Here is a 22,502-nt window from a genome sequence, read left to right on the forward strand (position 1 = left end):
TCACCTGAGAAAAATAGGCGGAAAAGTGAAAAGGAAACTACTCGTCATGATTCGAATTTCTGGTTGTAACGGATACAACAAACGATTTAGAGGGATGACATTGATCGAAATACTGATAGCAGTTGTGATTATTGGAATCATCGCGGCTATCGCTTATCCGTCATATACCAACCACACCATTACGGCACACCGCACCGTTGCTCTAAGCGATATCAGTCGCATACAGCTGGAGCTAGAAACCTCTTACAACGGTGGGTACGATTGGAGTAGTATCATCTCTGGCGGGACTTGTACGATCTGCGACTCCGATTCAAATCGCTTTTCATTTAATATCGCAAGCACATCCAGCGCAGCTTATGTTATCGAAGCAACGGCAAAAGCCGATTTAGGGCAAAACGGTGATAACTGTTTCCCTAGTGGGGTAAATAAAATAACCCTAACATCCACCAACATAGAGTCACCGAGTGCATGTTGGGATTAGCCCTTTCGAGAATAGATAAAGACAACTTAGACGACAAGTTCGATGCCATAAAGTCACTTTAAATAAAAAGAAAGCAGATACAAAAAAGCCTGCATCACAGCAGGCTTTTTATTGGATTCAACTAACCAGCAATTAGCTTGTTAGGTCATCAAAGAACTTCTTCACGCCGTTGAAGAAGCCTTCAGATTTTGGTTTGTGTTTAGTTGCGGCATCACCACCACAAGATTCATCAAACTCTTTAAGCAATTCTTTCTGACGAGCGCTCAAGTTAACTGGAGTCTCTACTACAAGCTTAACGATTAGGTCACCAACACCGCCACCACGAACGCCTTTCACCCCTTTACCGCGCATACGGAACATACGTCCTGTTTGCGTTTCTGTTGGTACTTTAAGGTTCACACGACCATCTAGTGTCGGAACTTCAACTTCACCACCTAGAGCAGCCATAGCAAAGCTAACTGGCACTTCACAATACAAGTTGTTGCCTTCACGTTCGAAGATATGGTGCTCTTTCACGTGAACTTGTACGTATAGGTCACCTGCTGGTGCACCCATTTCTCCAGCTTCGCCTTCGCCAGATAGACGAATGCGATCGCCAGTATCAACACCTGCTGGGATCTTAACGTTAAGTGTCTTAGTTTTCTGTTTGCGACCTTGACCATGACATTCGTTACATGGGTCTTTGATGATCTTACCTTTACCATGACAGGTAGGACAAGTTTGCTGCACAGCAAAGAAACCTTGGCGCATTTGAACTTGACCGTGACCATGACAGGTTCCACAAGTCTCAGCTGAAGAACCTTTCTTCGCACCGCTACCGTCACAGGTATCACAATGAACAAGCGTTGGTACTTCGATTTCTTTCGATACGCCACGAACAGCTTCTTCTAGCGACAGTTCCATGTTGTAACGTAGGTCTGCGCCACGTTGTGCACGTTGCTGACCACCGCCACGACGACCACCGCCAAAGATATCGCCAAAAACGTCACCAAAGATGTCGCCGAAATCAGCACCACCGCCACCAAAACCGCCGCCGCCGAAGCCGCCACCGCCTTGTTCAAAAGCAGCATGACCATACTGATCGTACGCCGCTTTCTTTTGAGGGTCAGTGAGAATTTCGTACGCTTCTTTTACTTCTTTAAACTTATCCGCAGCAGATTCATCACCCTGGTTACGGTCTGGGTGGTATTTCATTGCTAGACGCTTGTACGCCTTTTTGATATCGCGCTCAGAGGCATCACGGCTTACGCCTAATACTTCGTAAAAATCACGTTTTGACATGTTCTTCGTCACCAATTAATTACTGCAAACGGCATGATTTACCGCTTGGTGTTTGTATCGTTCTAGGTAAGTGCACTTATTGCAAAATACTTAACTAGAAAGACAGCTTGGACAAACAGACGGGCGTAAGAGTTACCCCAAACGCCCGCACACAAAAGTCTTATCGACTCTAGGCGACCATAAGCCGCCTAGTTAAGAAATATTATTTCTTGTCGTCTTTAACTTCTTCGAACTCAGCATCAACAACATCGTCTTCTTGAGACTGTTGTGCACCAGCGTCAGCACCTTGTGCTTGTTGCGCTTGAGCTTGTTGTTGAGCGATTTCCATTAGCTTTTGAGCTGCAGTCATTAGCGCTTGAACTTTAGCGTCGATCGCTTCTTTGTCATCACCTTTACGTGCAGTTTCTAGCTCAGAGATAGCTGCTTCAATCTTCTCTTTCTCTTCTGCAGGTAGGGCTTCACCAGCTTCTTCTACTTGCTTACGAGTACCGTGAATCATTTGGTCAGCTTGGTTACGTGCAGTTGCTAGCTCTTCGAACTTTTTGTCCGCTTCTTTGTTAGCTTCTGCTTCTTGAACCATTTTCTCGATGTCGTCATCGCTTAGACCGCCAGAAGCTTGGATAGTGATCTTCTGCTCTTTACCAGTTTGCTTGTCTTTCGCTGAAACGTGTAGGATACCATCCGCATCTAGGTCGAAAGTAACTTCGATTTGTGGCATACCACGTGGTGCAGCTTGGATACCTTCTAGGTTGAATTGACCTAGAGATTTGTTGAAAGACGCTTGCTTACGCTCACCTTGAAGAACGTGGATAGTTACCGCGCTCTGGTTGTCTTCTGCTGTAGAGAAAACTTGGTTCGCTTTAGTTGGGATAGTCGTGTTTTTCTCAACTAGCTTAGTCATTACGCCGCCCATTGTCTCGATACCTAGAGACAGTGGAGTAACGTCTAGTAGAAGTACGTCTTTAACTTCACCCGCAAGTACACCACCTTGAACTGCAGCACCCATTGCTACTGCTTCATCAGGGTTTACATCGCGGCGAGCTTCTTTACCAAAGAACTCAGCAACCTTCGCTTGAACCATAGGCATACGAGTCTGACCACCAACTAGGATTACGTCAGTGATGTCGTTTACTGATAGGTCAGCATCAGCTAGAGCAACTTTTAGTGGCTCAAGAGAACGTTGTACTAGGTCTTCAACTAGAGATTCTAGTTTCGCACGAGTCACTTTGATGTTCATGTGCTTAGGACCAGTTGCATCAGCAGTAACGTAAGGTAGGTTTACGTCGGTTTGAGAAGTAGAAGAAAGCTCGATTTTCGCTTTTTCTGCTGCTTCTTTAACACGCTGCATTGCTAGTGGATCGTTCTTAAGGTTGATGCCTTGCTCTTTGTTGAACTCGTCTACTAGGTAGTTGATTAGACGGTTATCAAAGTCTTCACCACCAAGGTGAGTGTCACCGTTAGTTGCTAGAACTTCGAATGTTTTCTCGCCTTCAACTTCATCGATTTCGATGATAGAGATATCGAATGTACCACCACCAAGGTCGTATACCGCGATAGTGCGGTCGCCACCTGACTTGTCTAGACCGTATGCTAGAGCAGCCGCTGTTGGTTCGTTGATGATACGTTTAACTTCTAGACCTGCAATACGACCAGCGTCTTTAGTAGCTTGACGTTGAGCATCGTTAAAGTAAGCAGGAACTGTGATAACTGCGCCAGTTACTTCCTCACCTAGGAAGTCTTCAGCAGTTTTCTTCATTTTCTTAAGTACTTCAGCAGATACTTGAGGAGCCGCCATTTTCTGGCCTTTTGCTTCTACCCATGCATCACCGTTGTCAGCCTTAACGATTTTGTAAGGCATGATTTCGATGTCACGCTGAACTTCTTCGTCTTCAAAACGACGACCAATTAGACGCTTGATTGCAAATAGCGTGTTAGTTGGGTTAGTTACTGCTTGACGTTTCGCTGGTTGACCTACTAGCGTCTCACCGTCAGTGTAAGCAATAACCGATGCAGTAGTACGTTCACCCTCTGCGTTTTCAATTACACGTGGTTTGTCGCCGTCTAGTACAGCAACACATGAGTTAGTAGTACCTAAGTCAATACCAATGATTTTACCCATCAGGCTATCTCCGAATAAATTCTATTTTGTTTTGCTATATCCCCTATGTGGGGACTTAGAATCGGGTTTCAACCCTTGCTCACAAACTAAAGTAATGTTGTTTGCTTCTCTTATGCCCAATAGATAAGGGCTGCAAATGGCTTTTCAAGGGAGAGAGTGAAAAAAAACAAAAAAAAGTTGCGCAAAAGGCGAGAGGCGAGCGCAACTCTGCCCCTTTCGACTTTTCAATCTCGATTCTCGTTTCTATAAAAGAAAAAGCGAGGCATATAGCCTCGCTTTTCAACTAAGAGTGTATTGCAAATTATGCGCTTGCTTGTGCAGGCTCTGCGTCTACGACTTCTTCTTTACCAATCTCGCCTTCAGACTTCGCAACAATAGTGTTTACTGCTGTATCACCAACTACGTTAGATGAAGTACAGAACATATCATTGATACGGTCTACAGCTGCAATGATTGCTAAACCTTCTGGTGGAAGACCTAGTTGGTGTAATAGAACACCTACCATCACTACGCCGCCGCCCGGAACACCACCAGCACCGATAGAAAGTAGCAAGATAGTTAGACCAAGAGTAAAGATATCAGCAGTATTGATTGGCTGACCAAACGCGTTTGCGACAAACATAGTTGCTAGTGCGATATAGATAGAAACACCAGACATGTTCATTGTTGCGCCCAGCGGTACACCGAAACCAGCAACCGACTTAGAAACCTTAAGCTTCTCAGTTAGCGTGCGCATTGTTACCGGGATAGTTGCGTTTGAACTTGCAGTTGATAGTGAGAATAGGATCTGCTCTCGAGTTGCACGTAGGAACGCTTTTGGAGAAGTGCCCGTCGCAATACCTACCGCCATTGGGTAGAAGAAGAAAATCCAGAACACTAGCATTGCAACAACAAGTGCTACGTAGCCAGCAACAGACATCAGCGTGTTTGCATCCAGTGTTGCACCTAGTTGAATCATCAGAGCAAATACACCGTAAGGTGCAAGGCTCATTACTAAACCAACCAGCTTCATCATGATTTCGTTCGCCATTTTAAACGTACGAATTGCCGGACCGCCTCGAGAATCCAAAGCTTGAATAGCAAGACCTGTCAAAATTGCCATAAAGATGATTTGTAACATGTCGCCATTTGCAAACGCTTGTACAGGGTTGCTTGGAACGATGTTTACAACCAACGAGAAAATGTCAGGTGTTTCAGTTGTTGTTAAGTTAACGGTTTCTGAAATCGTGCCTGCCAGATTTGCATCAGCACCCGGTTGGAAAATAAGACCAACAGTCAGTGCCGCAGTAATCGCGATGATGGTGTTGATAATGTATAGAGCAAAGGTTTTACCACCAAGACGACCAAAAGCCGTGATGTCTTTTAGGTCCACGATACCGCATACGATAGATACGTAAACAAGAGGTACTACTAACAGCTTAATCAATGATACGAACATACCACCAGCGCCTTCCGCTGCGCCAAGTAAATATGTATCAAAGAGAGCAACGCCACTAAAAAGATACTGAATTGCAGTACCGATCAGAAGACCCGCAAACAAGCCGATAAAAATCTTGCTAGAAAGCGATTTATCCATCATAAATCTCCAAAATGTTGTGTTTGCTATTTATGCTTTTATAGTTACATCTGCTGGTTTTTACGGCAGACCTCGCGAATAATACACACCACAGTTACAAAATAAAGACTTTCTTTACAGGATTGTTAATAAATAACATTAAAAGTAAACCACTAGATCTACATTCATATTCAGAATTAAATTTTGATTGCGAGTGATAACAGGTACTTATAGACACACCCATTCCATAAGTAAGCAAGATAAAGAAAGGATATCCCTTATTGGAAAATTTTTTACCAATAAGAAAAAATTTGAAGGGGATCAAATTTCATTTTGCGCACATATTCAGAGAGATGAATATGTTGATAGAGATGTTTGAAACAAAAACGCCCGCTATTGAATAGCAGGCGTTTTAATATATTTATATCAATGAGTTATTTGATTACTTAGCAACCATAACCATTGCAGGACGAACAACTCGACCGTTTAGCTCATAGCCTTTTTGCATCACAAACATAACTGTGTTTGATTCGTGATCTGGGCTTTCTTGAATAGACATAGCTTGGTGGAATTCAGGGTTGAATGCTTCACCTTCTGGGTTGATCTCTTTCAAACCAAATTTCGATACTGCGTCTACAAACGTCTTGTGTGTTAGCTCAACACCTTCAAGAATTGGCTTAACCACTTCGTGCTCTGCATCTGCAGCTTGGATTGCACGCTCAAGGTTATCGATAACTGGAAGTAGTTCTTCAGCGAATTTGTTCAGAGCGTACTTACGAGCTTTATCGATTTCTTGCTCAGTACGACGACGCATGTTTTCTACTTCAGCTTTAGAGCGAAGAACCGCATCTTGCTGGTCTTTCACTTTTGTTTCGCTAGACAGTAGTGCTGCTTCTAGTTGAGCAATCTTAGCGTCTTTCTCATCACCAATTTCTTCAAGTTCTGCTTCAGCTTCTTGCGCTGCGGCTTCTACTTTCTCAGCTTCTTCGATGATTTGATCAAGCTCTTCTTCTGTAACTTTGTTTTCTTCGTTGCTCATGATATCTCCAGAATTCAACTTAATGTCCTTAAAGCCACTCACGTTTTGTGGGCTTTAACTACATAAAAATTCGCATATTTAGGTAACTTGCCATTATTATGGGGATGAAGATTCCTGATTCAAGCCTCTTTAATGCGGAAATGCTATGAAAAACCCATGTAACGTGATCGCGATTATCGGAAAACCACGAGATCAGCAGGCAATTCAAACTCATAGAGAGTTATACGAATGGCTGACATCCGAAGGTTACCAAGTATTTATCGATGATCGCCTTGCTGCAATTTTAGACGAAATCCCGCAAAGCCAGTTTGCTAGCCTCGTAGAGCTAGGTAAAAACGCCGATCTCGCTATCGTAGTTGGCGGTGATGGCAACATGCTGGGTGCCGCTCGCATTCTATCTCGTTTCGATGTTGCTGTGATTGGTGTCAACCGAGGTAACTTGGGGTTCCTGACGGATCTAAACCCCGACGACTTCAAAGAAGCATTAAAAGCCGTATTAAAAGGCGAATATATAGAAGAAGAGCGTTTCTTATTGGAAGCGGAGATCCATCGTCACGGTCAAATCAAGAGCCATAACGCGGCATTAAACGAAGCCGTGCTCCACCCAGGACAAGTGGCGCACATGATTGAGTTTGAAGTTTATATTGATGACAGCTTTGCGTTTTCGCTGCGTGCCGATGGTTTGATTGTCTCTACTCCAACAGGCTCTACGGCTTACTCCCTGTCAGGTGGTGGACCTATTTTGTCACCAAGCTTAAACGCGATTTCTTTAGTGCCAATGTTCCCGCACACATTGTCTAGCCGCCCATTAGTTGTCGATGGCAAACGTCGTATCAAACTGGTCGTGTCACCAGAAAACCGCGGTACTCAGGAAGTAAGTTGTGACGGACAAGTTTCGCTCCCCGTCTCTCCTGGTGATGAAATACACATCTACCAGAGTCCGAACGTTCTCAAACTTATCCACCCGAAAGACTATAGCTACTATCACGTACTAAGAAATAAGCTTGGATGGTCGAGCAAACTGTTTTAGCAATAAAGGTTGGTGTGAAAGCATCAACCTTTTTTCTTTGCTCATATTTCAGCTTTCTACTCTATCCCGATTAAGGCGACACAAAATAAAAACCTACTAAATCTAGATTTATAAAATTTGATCTTGTGGGCAGATTTTATACAAATCTTGGAGAGCAAATTGAATGATAGGTGTCTGGTGATATTCTTGCCATGAATAGAATATTAACTCTATTTCATACAAACTATCTCAAAGGACACACTATGAAAAAAACAATTATATTGTCCGCTCTCAGTACTTTAGCGCTTATGGGCTGCCAGTCTGAGGAGGCAAAGGTTAACAATATATCAAACGCAAAAGCCGAGGATATAACCAACACGAAACGCGCACTCGCTCAGCAACTTAGTGAGAGCTATACCAGCATGGAGCCAATGCTACGTAGGGACATTACCGCGGAGCACACTAGCGTCCCAGTATCTTCCTTTGTTGAACAAACGCCCCAAGCTGCTTTCAGTAAACAGCTTGTACAAGCCGATAACCAGATCCGCACATGGAAAGGCATCGAACAATACTCAGATCAGTTGCTAGAAGTCCGTCTAGCGAATGAAGAGATGCTAAATGTATGGCAAGAAGGGAAAGTCGATCCCCTATTCGCTTTCGAGCCAAGCGGTGATGACTCGCAATGGCAGTATATCGAAGCGTACGATGTATATGGTCAAATCCACCAGCTCGATGTCTATCAGCTTCCTGACGTACCAGTATTGGTTGTCGACAATAACAGCTCTGCAGAACTAAAAGCAGGTCTGCAAGCGATGCAAGCTGAGATGAAGAGCTTAGGTCAAGCCACGATGGTTCAGCCATACCTAGCGGACAAACAGCAAGTTAATTCCCCACTTCTCGCTAGCGCTGAAAGTTCGGTTCAACCAATTCAGACTACGCAACTGAAAAAGATCCGTCTTTCTGATGATCAAGAACCATGGATCTCGGGTAAAGCAGAAATCTACGCCATCGTCACAGGGGTGAACCCAAGCCGCGACGAGCCGACGTTAGATTTAGTCGAGCTTCCATATTTGGATTATGACAACAAAGACTATTACCCGAATCAAATCATCATTCATTGGTCTCGTTACCGTTGGGGCGCGGCTGACATTGTATTGATGGAACAAGATGACGGTACGGATTACAAACAGTTGGCAAAACTGCTCGTTCAAGTTGCTGAAGAAGTATTAAAGGCGATTCCAGATCCAGAGGTGCAGGCGTATGCCATTATTCCTCAGATCACCAACAAGATCATTGATGCAATTCCTGATGGGGTTCTGACCAATGATGACGATTTCGTTGATGTTTACTACACCCTGATGCAAGACACATCTTACGTCGACCATCCTGGCGCGGGAGTCAATGCAGTCGTCACATTAGAACCGCTCACCATTAACCCAACTCGTCCGTAACTTGTTCAATTTAAATAGGTCGTTGCATTTTGCACGACCTATTTTTCTTCTCTTCATCACAAAAAGCCGCTTCTTTAAGAAAAAATACCGCACCTGACTTTACTGTATAAAGAAACAGTATATACTGTTTTCCTATACAGTATTGTTCAGTTATACAGGTAAATAAAAATGCTGGCTCATCTAAGTGTTAATAATTTTGCGATTGTTAAGTCTTTACAGCTCGAGCTTTCAAAGGGCATGACCACCATTACTGGTGAAACAGGTGCAGGTAAGTCTATTGCAATTGATGCGTTAGGTCTTTGTTTAGGCGGACGTGCCGATGCAGGTATGGTGCGCCAAGGCGAAGAGAAAACAGAAGTCAGCGCTGCCTTTTTACTGGATAACAATCTACACGCAACGCGTTGGCTAGAAGATAACGACCTGCTTGATGGCAGCGAGTGTATCTTGCGTCGCATCATCACCAAAGAAGGTCGCTCTAGAGCCTTCATCAACGGCAGCCCAGTCCCACTTTCACAACTCAAATCTCTTGGGCAGTTGTTGATCAACATCCATGGACAGCACGCACATCATCAATTGATGAAGAGCGAGCACCAAATGGCAATGCTTGACCAATATGCAGGACATTTAAACCTATTAAAAGGCACACGCAGTGCTTACCAGCATTGGCGTCAGGCAGACAATAACCTCAAGCAACTAAAAGAGAACAGCCAGCAAAATCAGGCACAAAAGCAGTTGCTCGAATACCAAATCAAAGAACTGAATGAGTTATCGCTAGGTGAAGAAGAATTCGCAGAGCTCGAACAAGAGCACAAACGACTGTCCAATAGCGGTGAACTTGCCGCTACCTGTCAGCAAGCCATCGAACTTATTTACGAAGGTGAAGAAGTCAATGCGCTTGGTATTTTGCAATCGGCCAATCACTCCCTAATTCAATTAGCTGAATTGGATGAGAAATTAGCAGAGCTACCAAATATGCTGGCAGAAGCGATGATCCAGCTAGAAGAAACTAAAAACGAACTTCGCAGCTACCTTGATGGCATTGATGTCGATCCGGGTCGCATGGCTTATGTCGAAGAACGCTTTTCTAAAGTGATGTCAATGGCTCGTAAACACCACGTTATGCCTGATGAGCTATATCAACACCATCAAGATCTATTGGCTCAAATCGAAGCGCTCGATTGCTCTGATGAACGTTTGGATGAACTCGCTCAAGAAGTTGAACAAAAGTATCAGAGCTTCTTGACCCAAGCGGAAAAACTGCACAAATCACGCAGTCGCTACGCAAAAGAGTTGAACAAACTGATCACACAAAGCATGCACGAATTGAGCATGGAGAAAGCGGTATTCAGCATTGAAGTGAACAACGAAAATACCCACCCATCACCGCTGGGAATGGACAGCGTCTGCTTCTTGGTTTCAACCAACCCAGGTCAGCCATTGCAACCCATAGCTAAAGTGGCATCGGGTGGTGAGCTATCACGTATCTCATTAGCCATCCAAGTGATCACCGCGCAGAAAGTAGATACTCCAAGCTTGATCTTCGATGAAGTAGATGTAGGTATCAGTGGTCCAACCGCCGCTGTTGTCGGTAAGATGCTGCGCAAACTAGGAGAGTCGACCCAAGTAATGTGTGTCACCCACTTACCTCAAGTCGCAGGTTGTGGTCATCAGCAAATGTTTGTCGCAAAACACACCAAAGGTGGTCAAACTGAAACACAAATGCGCTCACTAGATGAAGAGCAACGTGTGGCAGAATTAGCTCGTCTACTTGGTGGTAGTCAAATTACAGATTCCACATTGGCAAATGCTAAAGAACTGCTTATCGCTGCTTAAGATTATTACTGAGCCACCGCATATCAACCAGTTCAGTGGCTCTCTCCCATTTCAACTGCCCCAGTACTTTTACTTTTCGCTAAACGAATGCGCAATGTTCCGCCAATTATTGTTCAATCTCAGCGAATAAATGCAACTCAACTCAAAATTCGTTGTCAGATTCCGTACCATACGACGCATAGCTTTTTACATCTGCGTCGAGCTTGTTTATTATCAGCGCAGTATTTTAAAGGTTACTAAGAAATTATTATGCAATTAAAGAAGTGGTTAGTTGCCGTACCATTAGCAATGACATTGCTGACAGGATGTTCGGTATTGGAAAAACTGGTTTATCGCATTGATATCAACCAAGGCAACTACGTAGAACAAAGTGCGGTTGATAAATTAAAGTTTGGGATGACTAAAGCACAGGTTCGCTACGTTCTTGGTTCACCTATGTTGGTTGAAAATGGCTACCCGAATACGTGGTACTACATTTACCACCACACTCCTGGTCACGGTGACTCAGTGCAAAAAGATCTTATCGTTCAGTTTAACGACCAAGGCACGCTGGCAGACATCACTGGTGACTACCCGAAAAGCGATGCATTTTACGAGAAGATTCAGTAAGCAACCTTTATTTTCACAGTATTCTTAAAGCCTCCTGACGGAGGCTTTTTTATTTCTGCTCAACAGAGCAAGGAAAGTTAGCCTCACAAAAAACAACACCTCCCAATTGGGAGGTGTTGTTCGTAATCAAAAGCATTATTCCTCAGCTTTTCTCAAAGCATTGGGCTTACCGCCTGTCACAGGGTCTGCACTACCAGCGGCCTTTGCTTGCTCCGCTCGTTTACGACGAATCTCTTTTGGGTCTGCCAATAGTGGGCGGTAAATTTCGATACGGTCTTTGTCGCGTACCGTTGCATCTAATCGCACGTTACGGCTGTAAACACCGACTTTATTCTTCTTCAAATCAATCTCAGGGTATAGCTCAAGCACACCTGACTGGCGGATAATATCTTCAACCGTTGCTTGATTGTTTACCACCAAATTGAATACACGCTGCTCTTGAGGAAGCGCATAAACCACTTCCACGTGAATCATGTCCGACTCAATACTCATAGCACTCATACACCTGTTTCGCGCGTTTGGTAAAAGCATTCACCATGTTATTGGTTAGCTCATTAAAAATCTTGCCGAAAGCCATTTCGATCATCTTGCTTGAGAATTCAAACTCAAGCTTCAGTTCCACTTTACACGCCTGCTCATCCAAAGCAGTGAAGATCCAACCACCACGCAGTGTCTTAAATGGACCATCGACCAAATTCATCATGATCGCTTGACCCGGAATAATCTCGTTAGAGGTTGTAAATGTCTTACTGATACCTGCTTTTGCTACATCGACAGAAGCCACCATACCATCGTCCGAAGACTCAATGATTCGTGAACCTGAACAACCAGGTAGAAACTCAGGATACTTAGAAACATCATTGACCAGATCGAACATCTGCTCTGCACTAAAAGACACCAAGGCAGAACGGCTGATTTGCTTCATACACACTCCTATCGATACGCGTACATGTTTAAGGCTTGTGCCAATTCTACTTTTATTCCACGATAGCGCAAATAAAAGGATTTCCTAACCCATATCCAACCCGTATAATGAGTCCATTATGGTAAAGAAAAAATCAAAGCAAAAAGCGGGTAGCAACACTATCGCGCTGAATAAAAAAGCTCGCCACGAATACTTCATTGACGATGAAATTGAAGCAGGCTTGGAGCTACAAGGCTGGGAAGTGAAAGCACTTCGCCAAGGTAAAGCCAATATCGCTGAAAGCTACGTTTTCATGCGTGACGGAGAAGCCTTTGTCAGCGGAATGACCATCACCCCTCTTAACCAAGCTTCTACTCACGTTGTCGCAAACCCTACACGTGTGCGCAAACTATTGATGAGTCGTCGTGAACTCGACAACCTTCTTGGTCGCATCAACCGTGAAGGTATGACGCTAGCCGCGTTATCACTGTACTGGTCTCGCTCTTGGGTGAAGATCAAAATCGGTGTTGCGAAAGGTAAAAAGCTTCACGACAAACGTACCGATCTGAAAGAAAAAGATTGGGCTCGTGAAAAAGCGCGCGTAATGAAGAGTTCACTGCGTTAAACTTGACCACTTAGACGCATAGTACTGGACAGCCTAGGCTTTTCTGTTACTATGCCGATATTACCTCTGGGGCTGATTTAGGATTCGACGGGAATTCAGAAGTCTGAGGTGCATGCCGAGGTGCGGTAGGCCTCGTTAACAAACCGCAAAAAAATAGTCGCAAACGACGAAAACTACGCACTAGCAGCTTAATAACCTGCTCAGAGCTCTCTCGCCCTAGCTTCCGCACGTAAGACGGGGACCAACGAGGGATCAAACCCAAACGCGCTAGCTCGGATTCTCCCGCCTGAGAGATGAACGGCGAATTATAATTCAGGATAGTCATTTACTAGCGTGTCGGTTCGCAGGTGGGTGGTGAATTTAAAGATCGACTAAGCATGTAGTACCAATGATGAAAGGTTTTCGGACGCGGGTTCAACTCCCGCCAGCTCCACCAATTATCGTATTAAAGACGTCCTAGGGCGTCTTTTTTATTGCCTGCAATTCAGCAAAATCAATAACTTACACTCCATAGACATCTGAGCGCTTCCGAGGGTTACTTTGTGTTTTAGGTACACAAATTAATACACTGTGTACACAGCAACCAATTCTGTGTACCAATTATGGCAAGAAAGACATCATATCTAAGCGACAACGAAATCAAAGCGGCTAAGCCGAAACTTAAAGAGTACCTGCTCATTGATGTAAATGGTTTACGCCTTCGCATTTCACCAAATGGACAAAAGCGCTGGTTGGTGAACTACAAAGACCCTGTCACTGAAAAACGCACTAACCTTTCTCTAGGCTCTTATCCTGTGATTGCTTTAGCAAAAGCCAGAAAACTCACGATGGAAGTACAAGAACTCATTGAGCTAGGTATTAGTCCTAAAGAACACCGTGATGAAAAGCGACGTCAGAAGCAGAGCGTTTCCGAGCATACTTTTCTCAATGTTACTTCTCAGTGGTTCGAGCTAAAGAAAGACTCCGTAACCGATGATTACGCACTCGATATCTGGCGATCTTTTGAAAAATACCTCTTCCCTAAATTCCAAGACACGCCAATAAAAGATTTAACGGCTCCTGATGTAATAATGGCTTTGAGGCCGATTGAAGCTAGAGGGAACCTTGAAACCGTTAAGAGACTCGCTCAACGAATCAATGAAGTAATGGTTTATGCCGTTAACTGCGGTCTAGTATTCTCAAACCCTCTTGCTGGCATTAAAGAAGCATTCAAGAAACCGAAGAAGCAGCATATGGCAGCACTAACACCTGAAGAGCTACCTGAACTAATGCTAACGCTTGCCAGTGCTTCAATAAAAAAAGTTACCCGTTCATTGATTGAATGGCAACTTCATACAATGTCACGTCCTGCAGAAGCTGCTGGGGCAAGGTGGGAAGAGATAGATCTAGAACAACGTATATGGACAATTCCACCCGAAAGGATGAAGAAGAAAAGGGAACACAGAGTTCCACTCACCGACGAAACCATCTCTATTATCGAGTACTTAAAGCCAATTACTGGTCATCGGGAGTACCTATTTCCCTCAGACAGAGACCCCAAAAAGCACTGTAATAGTCAGACGGCAAATATGGCACTGAAACGGATGGGGTTTGCAAATAGACTCGTTAGCCATGGCTTAAGATCATTGGCGAGCACGACCTTGAATGAACAAGGTTTCGAATCTGATTTGATTGAAATGGCGTTGGCTCATGTCGATAAAAACCAAGTCCGCAGTGCTTACAACCGTTCAGACTTTCTAGAACGTCGCAGACCTATGATGAGCTGGTGGAGTAAACATATTGCTGAAGCAGCTCAGGGCAACCTTTCGGTTACCGGCACCAAACAATTCAAAGTCATTTAATCTACATCAGAGTATTCACACATTCTCATTGCTTGATGCTGTCTTCATCAAGCAATGCCCTCTTTCTCTACATGATTGTAATTTTGGAAATTTCCCCCTCTTCACTGTATGTAGCTCTATTTGTCATCATAAGCCCGAACATTAAAACGGAGATACACAATGGAAAAACATGATTGGGATAATTACTCTCGGCAACTAGACCCAGAACACGATGCGTACTGGCAAAGCCGAGGAGAAGAAGAAAGACCTGACGACTGGCAAGAGCAACTAGAAGACCATGAATAAAACTCTAGGAGGGGGAGAGATGACGTCCTCCTCACCTACTGGAAACAAGGAAGAGAAAATGTGTATTGCTTCTGAAATAACAACCTTATGTGACAAGCACGCTAAATTCAAAGCTATCGAACAACGCTCTGCAAAGATGGGCTCTGTCCCACAAGATACGTACCTGGTTATTCGGCTAGATGGTATTGGCTTGAGTAAGAGATGTTTGAAAGACCATCTCGAAAACAAGCTATTTCAAAAAGTAATGTTAAAAGCAGCTCAAGATACATACTACGTAATGAGAAGAAAAACCCCATCCAACGCACAGCAGATCTTTTTAGGTGTGCTCATCGCTTCAGATGAAGTTTCTTTTATCTTGAATACCAGTAAGAGTTACCTTGATCATTCAATAATGAAGCTAGTAACCACGATGGCATCAACGTTCAGCTGTTTTTTTACAAAGAATGGGCTTGCCCAAGACCCTCAAACGAAGCTTTCAGGGTCATTTGATGGAAGACCTTTAGTGCTCTCAACAACTGAAGAAGTAAAAGAATACGTCGCCTATAGAGCCGCAACTTACAACAGGAATACGATGGCAAAGGCTTTGAGGTTAAAAGGGGTACCTGACGAAGAGCTGTTCCGTGACAATGAAAATGACACTGAGTATTACTTTGAAAAATACAGAGAGTTAAGGCTTAGCACTGAGGACATAAACAAAGGTTGTATCTTCTTATCACCATGTAAAGACAACTCTAAGCTAACGAGTTACCAAAACAAGTCTCTATCTAAGTTTATGCCTCTTTACTCTAGGCAAATCGACTTCACAGAACAAAACCTCCGCGAGCTTAATAGCTCCACGAGATCAGAGTACGACGATCACAAAGAGTTATCTACAATTCCTTCATAACGTTCGCAGTGGAACTTGTAGTATTCACTGTAAGCACCGAAACATTGCTTCCAGATAGAAAACACATCAACTTCGTCGCCAAACTCTTTATTTACTAATGAGCTCTTAACCATTAGAGCTCTATCAATCGCAAATACGCTCGAAAATACATCTCCTAACCCATAATCGATTGTTGTTCCTGTTTTAGCTGCAATGACCTCGAGAAAGTCATTCAACGCACTATGGGACGGTAAATCAATACTTCTTAACCATTTATGTAGCTTATTCTTTTGAGCGATTAACACATCTACTTCATCGGTAGTACCTTCCGAGGCTTGGTAAGGAACACAAGAGGCTAAATCCGTGAAAGTAAAGTCAATGTCATGTTCCTTAAACCACTCAAGCAAAACTGCCACAAGGCACCGAGTCGATGTATGAGAATTATCCTTATGCGTGTACCTTGTTAGTACTTTCGATATCAACCACCTCTTGTCAGCCTTTGGCTCCTCCCCATGGGAAACAACATAGTCAACCTCATAAGAGGCTAGCAAGTTGAGATAAAAGTCATATTCAATATCGAACATACAACGAACCAACACTGAGGTTTGATGCTTGTCCAACTGACTTGTATCTAGCTCTTCTTTTACTAGCTCACCGATGAAGTTCAATACTTCTTCATTGATCAATGTATGTTCTAAATAAAGGGGGGTAACCCAAGAACCCCAAGATGAACTGAGGCTTTGGTTACTATTTCCACCAGCTGAAGCTGCTTTGACACGTTCCAACAATTCAACTTGCTTGTTACTTCGCTCGACAATAAATGAGCTTAGACAACGAAAGTTATTCGATGGTTGAGCGTTTAAAGATTTTGAAAAGCTCAACCATTGAAGGGCGTTAATACTAACTCTACTAGCCCTCTCAAGCTCCTCATCCTTACCCAAAAGAAAACGAAGCATTGGGCTCATCAGAGATGTCGCTACTGGCTGCGTAAAAACGCTCATGAACCTTTTGAATACTGACTTCCCAACACCATTTCGCCCTATTTCATGAAGGGCACTTGAGGATATGTTCGGACGTTTAACTCCAGCCTCTTCCAACCTATCCAGCATAGTAGTCGCATTGTGCTTTACACCTAATAACTCACAAGCATCTTGCATGGACGGTAAGAAATAATTCTGCGGACCATGGACAAACTTAAAAGGCCTGTCCTTTGTAATGTCTAGGCTGGCTTTTACAATTGCAGACTCTAGTTCTTCAAGTTCAGTTTTTATTGGAACCTGTTTTTCTAACACAAGTAATTCCTTTAATTACTATAAACTCGTCCGACTTTATAACGTCGCATCCTTGATGATTCCTCATGCATTAACTTGGTCATTCTTTTTTTCTTTAGAAACCAGGAGCACAGTTGGGCTGGCCCCCAAACCGGTATGAGAGGGAGTAAAATAAAAAGAATAGAAACTCGCCAAGCTGTGGAATCACTAACCGACACATAAGGAACTCGGAGTTTGAATGGCCGATTAGCTAACTCCTTATAGCGTTGGTACATATCTTCTGGGTGTGGACGCATTTTAAACATAGCAGTTATGCTTCCTTGTAATGAATTTACATTTGTGTTGGGTTAATCATTAACCCAACACAAATGATTTTCTTCAAACACTTCTACTCCCTTTTGACGGATACAGTCAATCCAATCCTCTGCTTTATTGACGCCAACACCGAAGTGATTAATCGCAGCCTCTTTCACTACTCGATGTTCATTGCGAATTGTAGTAGGCATCAAAGCACTATCATCTGTATTTATACATACGGGGACTGAGCCCTTACGCAGCCCATACTTATTGAACTTCCCGCCTTTTTCCAGCCAAGTTTCTTCTGGGGGATACCAGCGATAGATAGGGTGTTCATGATAATGTTTAAAGCGACCTATATAGATATTTGACGTTGGACATGCCTCCAAAACAACCCCTTTAATCGCATACCTCTCCATTAAAAGGTCTTGAATCGCTTCATAAAGCTTAATTTCAACTTCTGAAATAGAGTCAAAAAGCTGACCGAATTTTTCACCAAAAGTATCGTTTCCTGTAACTTCAGAGTATACAGCGACTGTTTGGGTGTATTTGATTTCTCTTTTATCGTTCGAAAATAGATATTGGCTCCAGAGCTCTTTCTGCTTTGTTGAATGTGTTGTGTCTAAATCATCTCTATTTAATACCCAGTCCTCATTCAAAGAGTGAGCCTCTAATACTTCATGACCCTTTTCATCAGCTCCAAAGCCTACTTTTAAAGGACAGTTCTTTCTAAGCAACCAAGCTTTGTACAGGTCAAAAGGAGAATGATTTTTTCCGTAAACAATCTTGCTCCAAAATTGGATCTTTTGTTCAAGTAGAGGTAATACACCAGTAAATTGAGAACTCAGTTGTAGCACCTCTATCGCTCTTTGGTGTGCCCATACTAGATTATCTAGATGCTCGCCCACAGGCAGATAAGCGGTCTGCTGACGCCTTAGCCATTGACGTGGATTTACACCTAAAGCCAAAGCATGACCAATACGATCACCTTGCTGAAAATCACAGAAAACCACGGCTTCATCAATGTTGCGTAAACCACTCAAGAGGTGACTATAATCCTCACCAGCATGTACAGTAAGAAAAGGTCGTTCAATACGTGTACTGAACATACCTTGGCTTGGAAATTTGGCAGATCTTAATACTCGTAAGGTAGGAGCAAAGACTTCAATTGGTAGATGGTTTTCATTTCCAGCGACATCAAAACCTCGTATCGCTTTTCGTAGATCAAAGCTCAGTTTCTCTTCTTGACCTAGAATGGGAACCAAACTATCCGCGTGACTAACAGACCCCATAAATGACATCAGAGATCTTGTCACTTTATGAAGCTGCTCACGAGTGTGTTTCTGGAGTTTTTCCTCACGCTTTCCAGACCTAGTAAAGTGAATAACGAAATGCGAATTTCCAACTGCATTGTCACTATTCAAATGTTCTAGTAACTTCCGTACGTCAGGGCGCGCTTTTAATAGTTGTCTAGAGTCAAGAAGGACATTCGCCCCAACCCTAAATTCCCTTGCAGTATTCGTCATATCAGTATGCAGTGATTGACGAGCAAACTGATCATTATGCTTAGATTCAAATCCCTTTCGAGGCTTAAACCTAAAGAAATCCACAAACTGTGTCAGCCCTACACCCGATACAATCATGTAATTTCGGAAAATATTCGATAGTCGAATAAACTGCTCTAGCAATGCATGTTCCTCCTCACTTTTATCAAGTAATAGTGCAGCACAAAACTCAATCCATGCAGTTGCATTACCATCAGTTCGGGAAGTGGCATTTTTGGCAAGTTTCTGAGCTGGTGTATCTGTATTGCTTGCTTGTAGGAAGGCGACACCATCTTGCTTATTTATAATCAGTGTTGAATCGAGTGGAATAGCCCCTTTATCAACGGAGTTATCAAATAGTGAATGACAGAGCTTGTTACCTAAATTGTTGACCCAGTGAGGTAAGCTATCTTTATCCAACTTACCACTTTCAAAAACTGAGTACTCTGCTCTTCTTGGCCAATGAATTTTTCCAGTAAGTTCTTCAAAGAACAGTGCAAAGTTAACCAAAGAGTTACCTGTATAACCATGCCCACCTAAATGGATATGATTATCTGCAAACTTCTTACTTACCGGCTTTCTATGTAACGCCACTGGGCATTGCCGATTAGCAATGGCTCCCGAAATATCTTGTGCTGAAATCTCATGTCCCACCATCAAATCAACATAAGCCTGTGCAATCAACCAACTGCAATCAACCAATGATAGGAGCGTAAGCCATTCATCTAGAAGCTCAGGTTTCACTTCGAATCGATCACCTTGCCACTCTAAAAAGTAACCAGCAAGTCGTGATAAAACTTGCTGAACCGTTAAAGAGCCTAGATTAAGCCAAGAGTATACAGCTTGAATATCATCATCACGCAATGGCTCCTCAAATAGAGGCTGATAATCTTTGATATGATGACTATAAAAGCTCTTTGCAAACAAAGCCTGTTGTTTCTGCTGAATAGCTTTATCTGAGCTTAAGAACGAAGCGTAAGCAGCAAGTTTTAGCGATATTTTAATCATGACTTATACACATAGTGGCGCATAACTTCCAAAGCTTTACCTTTATTTGTGGTACCTTTTGGTTCTATTTCTGGCGTATTGTCAACTAATCGTACCGCCTTTCTTGCCATCTTTAATGCTGTATTAAAGTCATGGTTAAACCAATTCGCGAAATCATTTTTATCAAACTTACGTCGTTGAGATAAACTTCTTGATGATGCAATAGCTTTATCCATCAACAAATCAAACTCTTCAGAAGCTTGCTTAACCGTTTGTTTCTTATCTTGCCAAGGTAGTCTATAACTTGTTTTTCTGATCGCCTGATTATCGTTACTTTTTGATACATTCATTTGAAAAACTGGGTGAGTTGATAGTGCATTGTAAAACAAATTAGCAAATTCTGAATTCTCATGCTCACTACTCTTGACTGCTGATATATTTCTTGTAATCGTTTTATCTGAACTAAAGAACTCTTTGTTATTTCTAAGCGTATTATAATTATTGGTTTGTGCTGTATTTGCGAGAACTACTTTAACGTCATTCATTTGAATCAAAGCTGCATTATTAACTATATATTCAAATCGACAAGCAAAATCACTTAGGTGTTCTTCTTTGTAGTTTTTATTAGTTAGTTTACTTTTTAGAAAGCTAATTTGCGTAAATACTTGATTAAACATTTTCGCAAAAATAGGTAGTAGGTTAAGACCATCAACACTGTCGAAAAATACTTTATTATCAGATTTCCACCTATCGACACTTTCTATTAACCAACTAAGTACTTCATCACCATTACCCAAATCGACATCATCACTATCTACGATATTTTCATCATCATCGATGTCTAGCGCACTAATATGTTTTGTTATATTTAAAGAAAAGACACTATGCATAGGTGTATCATACAAACATCTAGTTAGCTGAGATGATAAGCTATGACCATCAGAAACAAACGATAGTACTATCAGTTCAAAGGCTCTGCCAACAAAAATGATTGGAGTAGTATTTGCCAACGCAGAGTAGTAGTTGTTACTGGTATACACTGCTAGCAAACGTTCATTCGGATTTTTTTCATTTTCAATAGAGCTCTTAGGAATATGAAAACGATTATTATGATAATCGTAAGGAGGCATCGAAGTTAGAGTTTTATCTGATTCTAAAAGTTTTCGCTCAATAAACTTCCCATTTTCAGCCTCACTTATTCTATTAGCCGCTTCAACTTGCGTTGAATAAACATCTCTCTCAGCCCATGAATAAATACGATTTAATTGTAATAGAGGGTTAAATATTGGTAACTCTCTTAAAGAAAAGTTTCCTGAATCCCTACGAGAATCTGCTATTAGATAAGATAAAGAATTTACATAACCTTCAGCATCTTTCTTAGCTTCACTGTAAGAACGGTATGCAGACCACAACATAAAACCATCTTTTTCATTCAAGTTTGTCAATGAAAATGAACGAACTAATTGCGTTAACTCCCTAGCAGTTTCAGGTACAGGTAACTCATTTGAGTGGTGCTGCCGATGAAGTAAAAAGTAGAACTCATGATAAAACTTATTCATATAAACATATATACTTCTCTCTTTATTGCTCTCTTTGATATTTAACCCATTAATAACTCGTACGATACCATTTAGTGGTAAGCGCATCTGAGCAGGAAAGACTTTTTTCAAATACTCATCAGATAAACCCTTTGCAAGCTCTACCCCAGATTTTTTTAAATATTCATTAGAGTGCTCTTTGTAAGCACGCTCATCAAAGTCGACATTGATCATCTGCTGATAAAGCGCGACATCACCACTAACTATTGGGATGATATATGGACAACCAAGTAAGCGTCTCACATCATCAATCACTTCATGCGCTTTTTGCAATGACATATCAACATCATCAATCGGTAACACCAATGCTGAGCATGAGAGAATCTTGATTGCTTCTTCAACATAACGATGAAAGTTTTTCTCGACTTGAATACCTGAGTTATAGCGCAGAATTTTATCAATACCAGAATGACCATTGAATTCATCTTTTTTACCAAGAGATTCTGATAAGGATTTGAGTGCGTTGTAGAAAGCAGTTCTATGACCTGAATTGACATTATTTACTGAGTTGTACTCCTCAACTTTACGATAAATCTCTGCAACTACAACATTTGCAAAACTATCATTATTCATCAACATGGTTGGGTCGATAACATCTAAAAAACCGATGTCATTCTCTATACTCATATCTGCTTTATATTGCCAGATCTGCTCTACATTACGTAAAAATACCGTTTTACCTGACCCACGCTCACCCGTTAAAAAAATGGAGTTATGTGATAGGTTAGTCTTCTTTCGATCTTTTTGTCTTTGCTTGCAGTATTTCTTAGCTGCGTCGAGGTTAATCCTTAATTTATCAACCAAAGAATGCATCGCATCACGCTGCCACAACTCTCTCTCACCAGTCGATGTAATAAACAAATCATCATATTCGGGCTTATCTAAATCTAATAAAAACTCTGACATTT

The 22,502-nt window shown here is 42.3% G+C and carries 18 protein-coding genes and 1 other RNA gene; 10 read left to right on the top strand and 9 right to left on the bottom strand.

Going from position 1 to position 22,502, the window contains the following annotated elements:
- Positions 1-46 precede the first annotated feature (46 nt).
- On the top strand, positions 47-481 hold the full coding sequence (locus ABMY42_RS11485; RefSeq protein WP_017818911.1) for a type IV pilin protein: 435 nt from the start codon (positions 47-49) through the stop codon (positions 479-481).
- Between the two features lie 132 nt (positions 482-613).
- Here the strand turns inward: ABMY42_RS11485 and dnaJ are convergent, their stop codons facing one another.
- From dnaJ to grpE, 4 genes are all read right to left on the bottom strand, one after another.
- Positions 614-1,762: a molecular chaperone DnaJ gene (dnaJ, locus tag ABMY42_RS11490; RefSeq protein WP_005447647.1), complete on the bottom strand. Its 1,149-nt coding sequence runs from the start codon at positions 1,760-1,762 to the stop codon at positions 614-616.
- Between the two features lie 202 nt (positions 1,763-1,964).
- On the bottom strand, positions 1,965-3,881 hold the full coding sequence (dnaK, locus tag ABMY42_RS11495) for a molecular chaperone DnaK (RefSeq protein ID WP_005447648.1): 1,917 nt from the start codon (positions 3,879-3,881) through the stop codon (positions 1,965-1,967).
- A 301-nt stretch (positions 3,882-4,182) separates the two neighbouring features.
- Entirely contained in the window at positions 4,183-5,457 is a 1,275-nt protein-coding gene (locus ABMY42_RS11500; RefSeq protein ID WP_005447650.1) for a dicarboxylate/amino acid:cation symporter, read from the bottom strand.
- Positions 5,458-5,878: 421 nt separating this feature from the next.
- Positions 5,879-6,475: a nucleotide exchange factor GrpE gene (gene grpE, locus ABMY42_RS11505; RefSeq protein WP_005447652.1), complete on the bottom strand. Its 597-nt coding sequence runs from the start codon at positions 6,473-6,475 to the stop codon at positions 5,879-5,881.
- A 145-nt stretch (positions 6,476-6,620) separates the two neighbouring features.
- Between grpE and nadK the strand changes: the two genes are divergently transcribed.
- From nadK to bamE, 4 genes are all read left to right on the top strand, one after another.
- Complete coding sequence (gene nadK / locus ABMY42_RS11510; RefSeq protein WP_005447653.1) at positions 6,621-7,505, top strand: NAD(+) kinase; 885 nt, start codon at positions 6,621-6,623, stop codon at positions 7,503-7,505.
- 242 nt (positions 7,506-7,747) lie between these two features.
- Positions 7,748-8,935, top strand: coding sequence for a DUF3103 domain-containing protein (locus ABMY42_RS11515; RefSeq protein ID WP_005447654.1), 1,188 nt, complete (start codon positions 7,748-7,750; stop codon positions 8,933-8,935).
- Positions 8,936-9,103: 168 nt separating this feature from the next.
- Positions 9,104-10,768 (top strand): DNA repair protein RecN, encoded by a 1,665-nt coding sequence (gene recN / locus ABMY42_RS11520; protein WP_049535692.1) that lies wholly within the window; start codon positions 9,104-9,106, stop codon positions 10,766-10,768.
- A 249-nt stretch (positions 10,769-11,017) separates the two neighbouring features.
- Positions 11,018-11,377, top strand: coding sequence for an outer membrane protein assembly factor BamE (bamE, locus tag ABMY42_RS11525; protein WP_005447656.1), 360 nt, complete (start codon positions 11,018-11,020; stop codon positions 11,375-11,377).
- A gap of 135 nt (positions 11,378-11,512) precedes the next feature.
- Here bamE and ABMY42_RS11530 read toward each other — a convergent pair whose 3' ends face one another.
- Positions 11,513-11,869 carry an RnfH family protein gene (locus ABMY42_RS11530; RefSeq protein WP_005447657.1) on the bottom strand — a complete coding sequence of 119 codons (357 nt, stop codon included), beginning with the start codon at positions 11,867-11,869 and terminating at the stop codon, positions 11,513-11,515.
- Positions 11,859-12,302, bottom strand: a complete 444-nt coding sequence (locus tag ABMY42_RS11535) for an SRPBCC family protein (RefSeq protein WP_005447659.1) — start codon at positions 12,300-12,302, stop codon at positions 11,859-11,861. Before ABMY42_RS11535 ends, ABMY42_RS11530 begins: the two co-directional genes overlap by 11 nt.
- A gap of 118 nt (positions 12,303-12,420) precedes the next feature.
- On the opposite strand from ABMY42_RS11535, the gene smpB reads away from it, so the two are divergent.
- From smpB to ABMY42_RS11560, 5 genes are all read left to right on the top strand, one after another.
- Positions 12,421-12,906: an SsrA-binding protein SmpB gene (gene smpB, locus ABMY42_RS11540; protein ID WP_005440253.1), complete on the top strand. Its 486-nt coding sequence runs from the start codon at positions 12,421-12,423 to the stop codon at positions 12,904-12,906.
- A 68-nt stretch (positions 12,907-12,974) separates the two neighbouring features.
- Positions 12,975-13,342: a transfer-messenger RNA gene (gene ssrA, locus ABMY42_RS11545) on the top strand.
- Between the two features lie 166 nt (positions 13,343-13,508).
- Positions 13,509-14,747, top strand: a complete 1,239-nt coding sequence (locus ABMY42_RS11550) for an integrase domain-containing protein (RefSeq protein ID WP_114092825.1) — start codon at positions 13,509-13,511, stop codon at positions 14,745-14,747.
- 159 nt (positions 14,748-14,906) lie between these two features.
- Positions 14,907-15,032 carry a hypothetical protein gene (locus ABMY42_RS11555; protein WP_257977414.1) on the top strand — a complete coding sequence of 42 codons (126 nt, stop codon included), beginning with the start codon at positions 14,907-14,909 and terminating at the stop codon, positions 15,030-15,032.
- Positions 15,025-15,918 carry a tRNA(His) guanylyltransferase Thg1 family protein gene (locus tag ABMY42_RS11560; protein ID WP_349266304.1) on the top strand — a complete coding sequence of 298 codons (894 nt, stop codon included), beginning with the start codon at positions 15,025-15,027 and terminating at the stop codon, positions 15,916-15,918. The genes ABMY42_RS11555 and ABMY42_RS11560 overlap by 8 nt, the downstream gene beginning before the upstream one ends.
- On the opposite strand, the gene ABMY42_RS11565 is transcribed toward ABMY42_RS11560, so the two are convergent.
- The 3 genes from ABMY42_RS11565 to ABMY42_RS11575 all read right to left on the bottom strand — a co-directional run bounded on the left by ABMY42_RS11565 (position 15,888) and on the right by ABMY42_RS11575 (position 22,500).
- Positions 15,888-17,189 (bottom strand): hypothetical protein, encoded by a 1,302-nt coding sequence (locus tag ABMY42_RS11565; RefSeq protein ID WP_349266305.1) that lies wholly within the window; start codon positions 17,187-17,189, stop codon positions 15,888-15,890. The two genes, ABMY42_RS11560 and ABMY42_RS11565, sit on opposite strands and share 31 nt — an antisense overlap.
- 326 nt (positions 17,190-17,515) lie before the next feature.
- Entirely contained in the window at positions 17,516-20,017 is a 2,502-nt protein-coding gene (gene rdrB, locus ABMY42_RS11570) for an antiviral RADAR system adenosine deaminase RdrB (RefSeq protein WP_349266306.1), read from the bottom strand.
- Positions 20,014-22,500 (bottom strand): hypothetical protein, encoded by a 2,487-nt coding sequence (locus ABMY42_RS11575; protein ID WP_349266307.1) that lies wholly within the window; start codon positions 22,498-22,500, stop codon positions 20,014-20,016. Before ABMY42_RS11575 ends, rdrB begins: the two co-directional genes overlap by 4 nt.
- Positions 22,501-22,502: the final 2 nt, after the last annotated feature.

This window comes from Vibrio sp. SSH13-20 (genome assembly GCF_040104475.1).
Taxonomy (GTDB): domain Bacteria; phylum Pseudomonadota; class Gammaproteobacteria; order Enterobacterales; family Vibrionaceae; genus Vibrio; species Vibrio harveyi.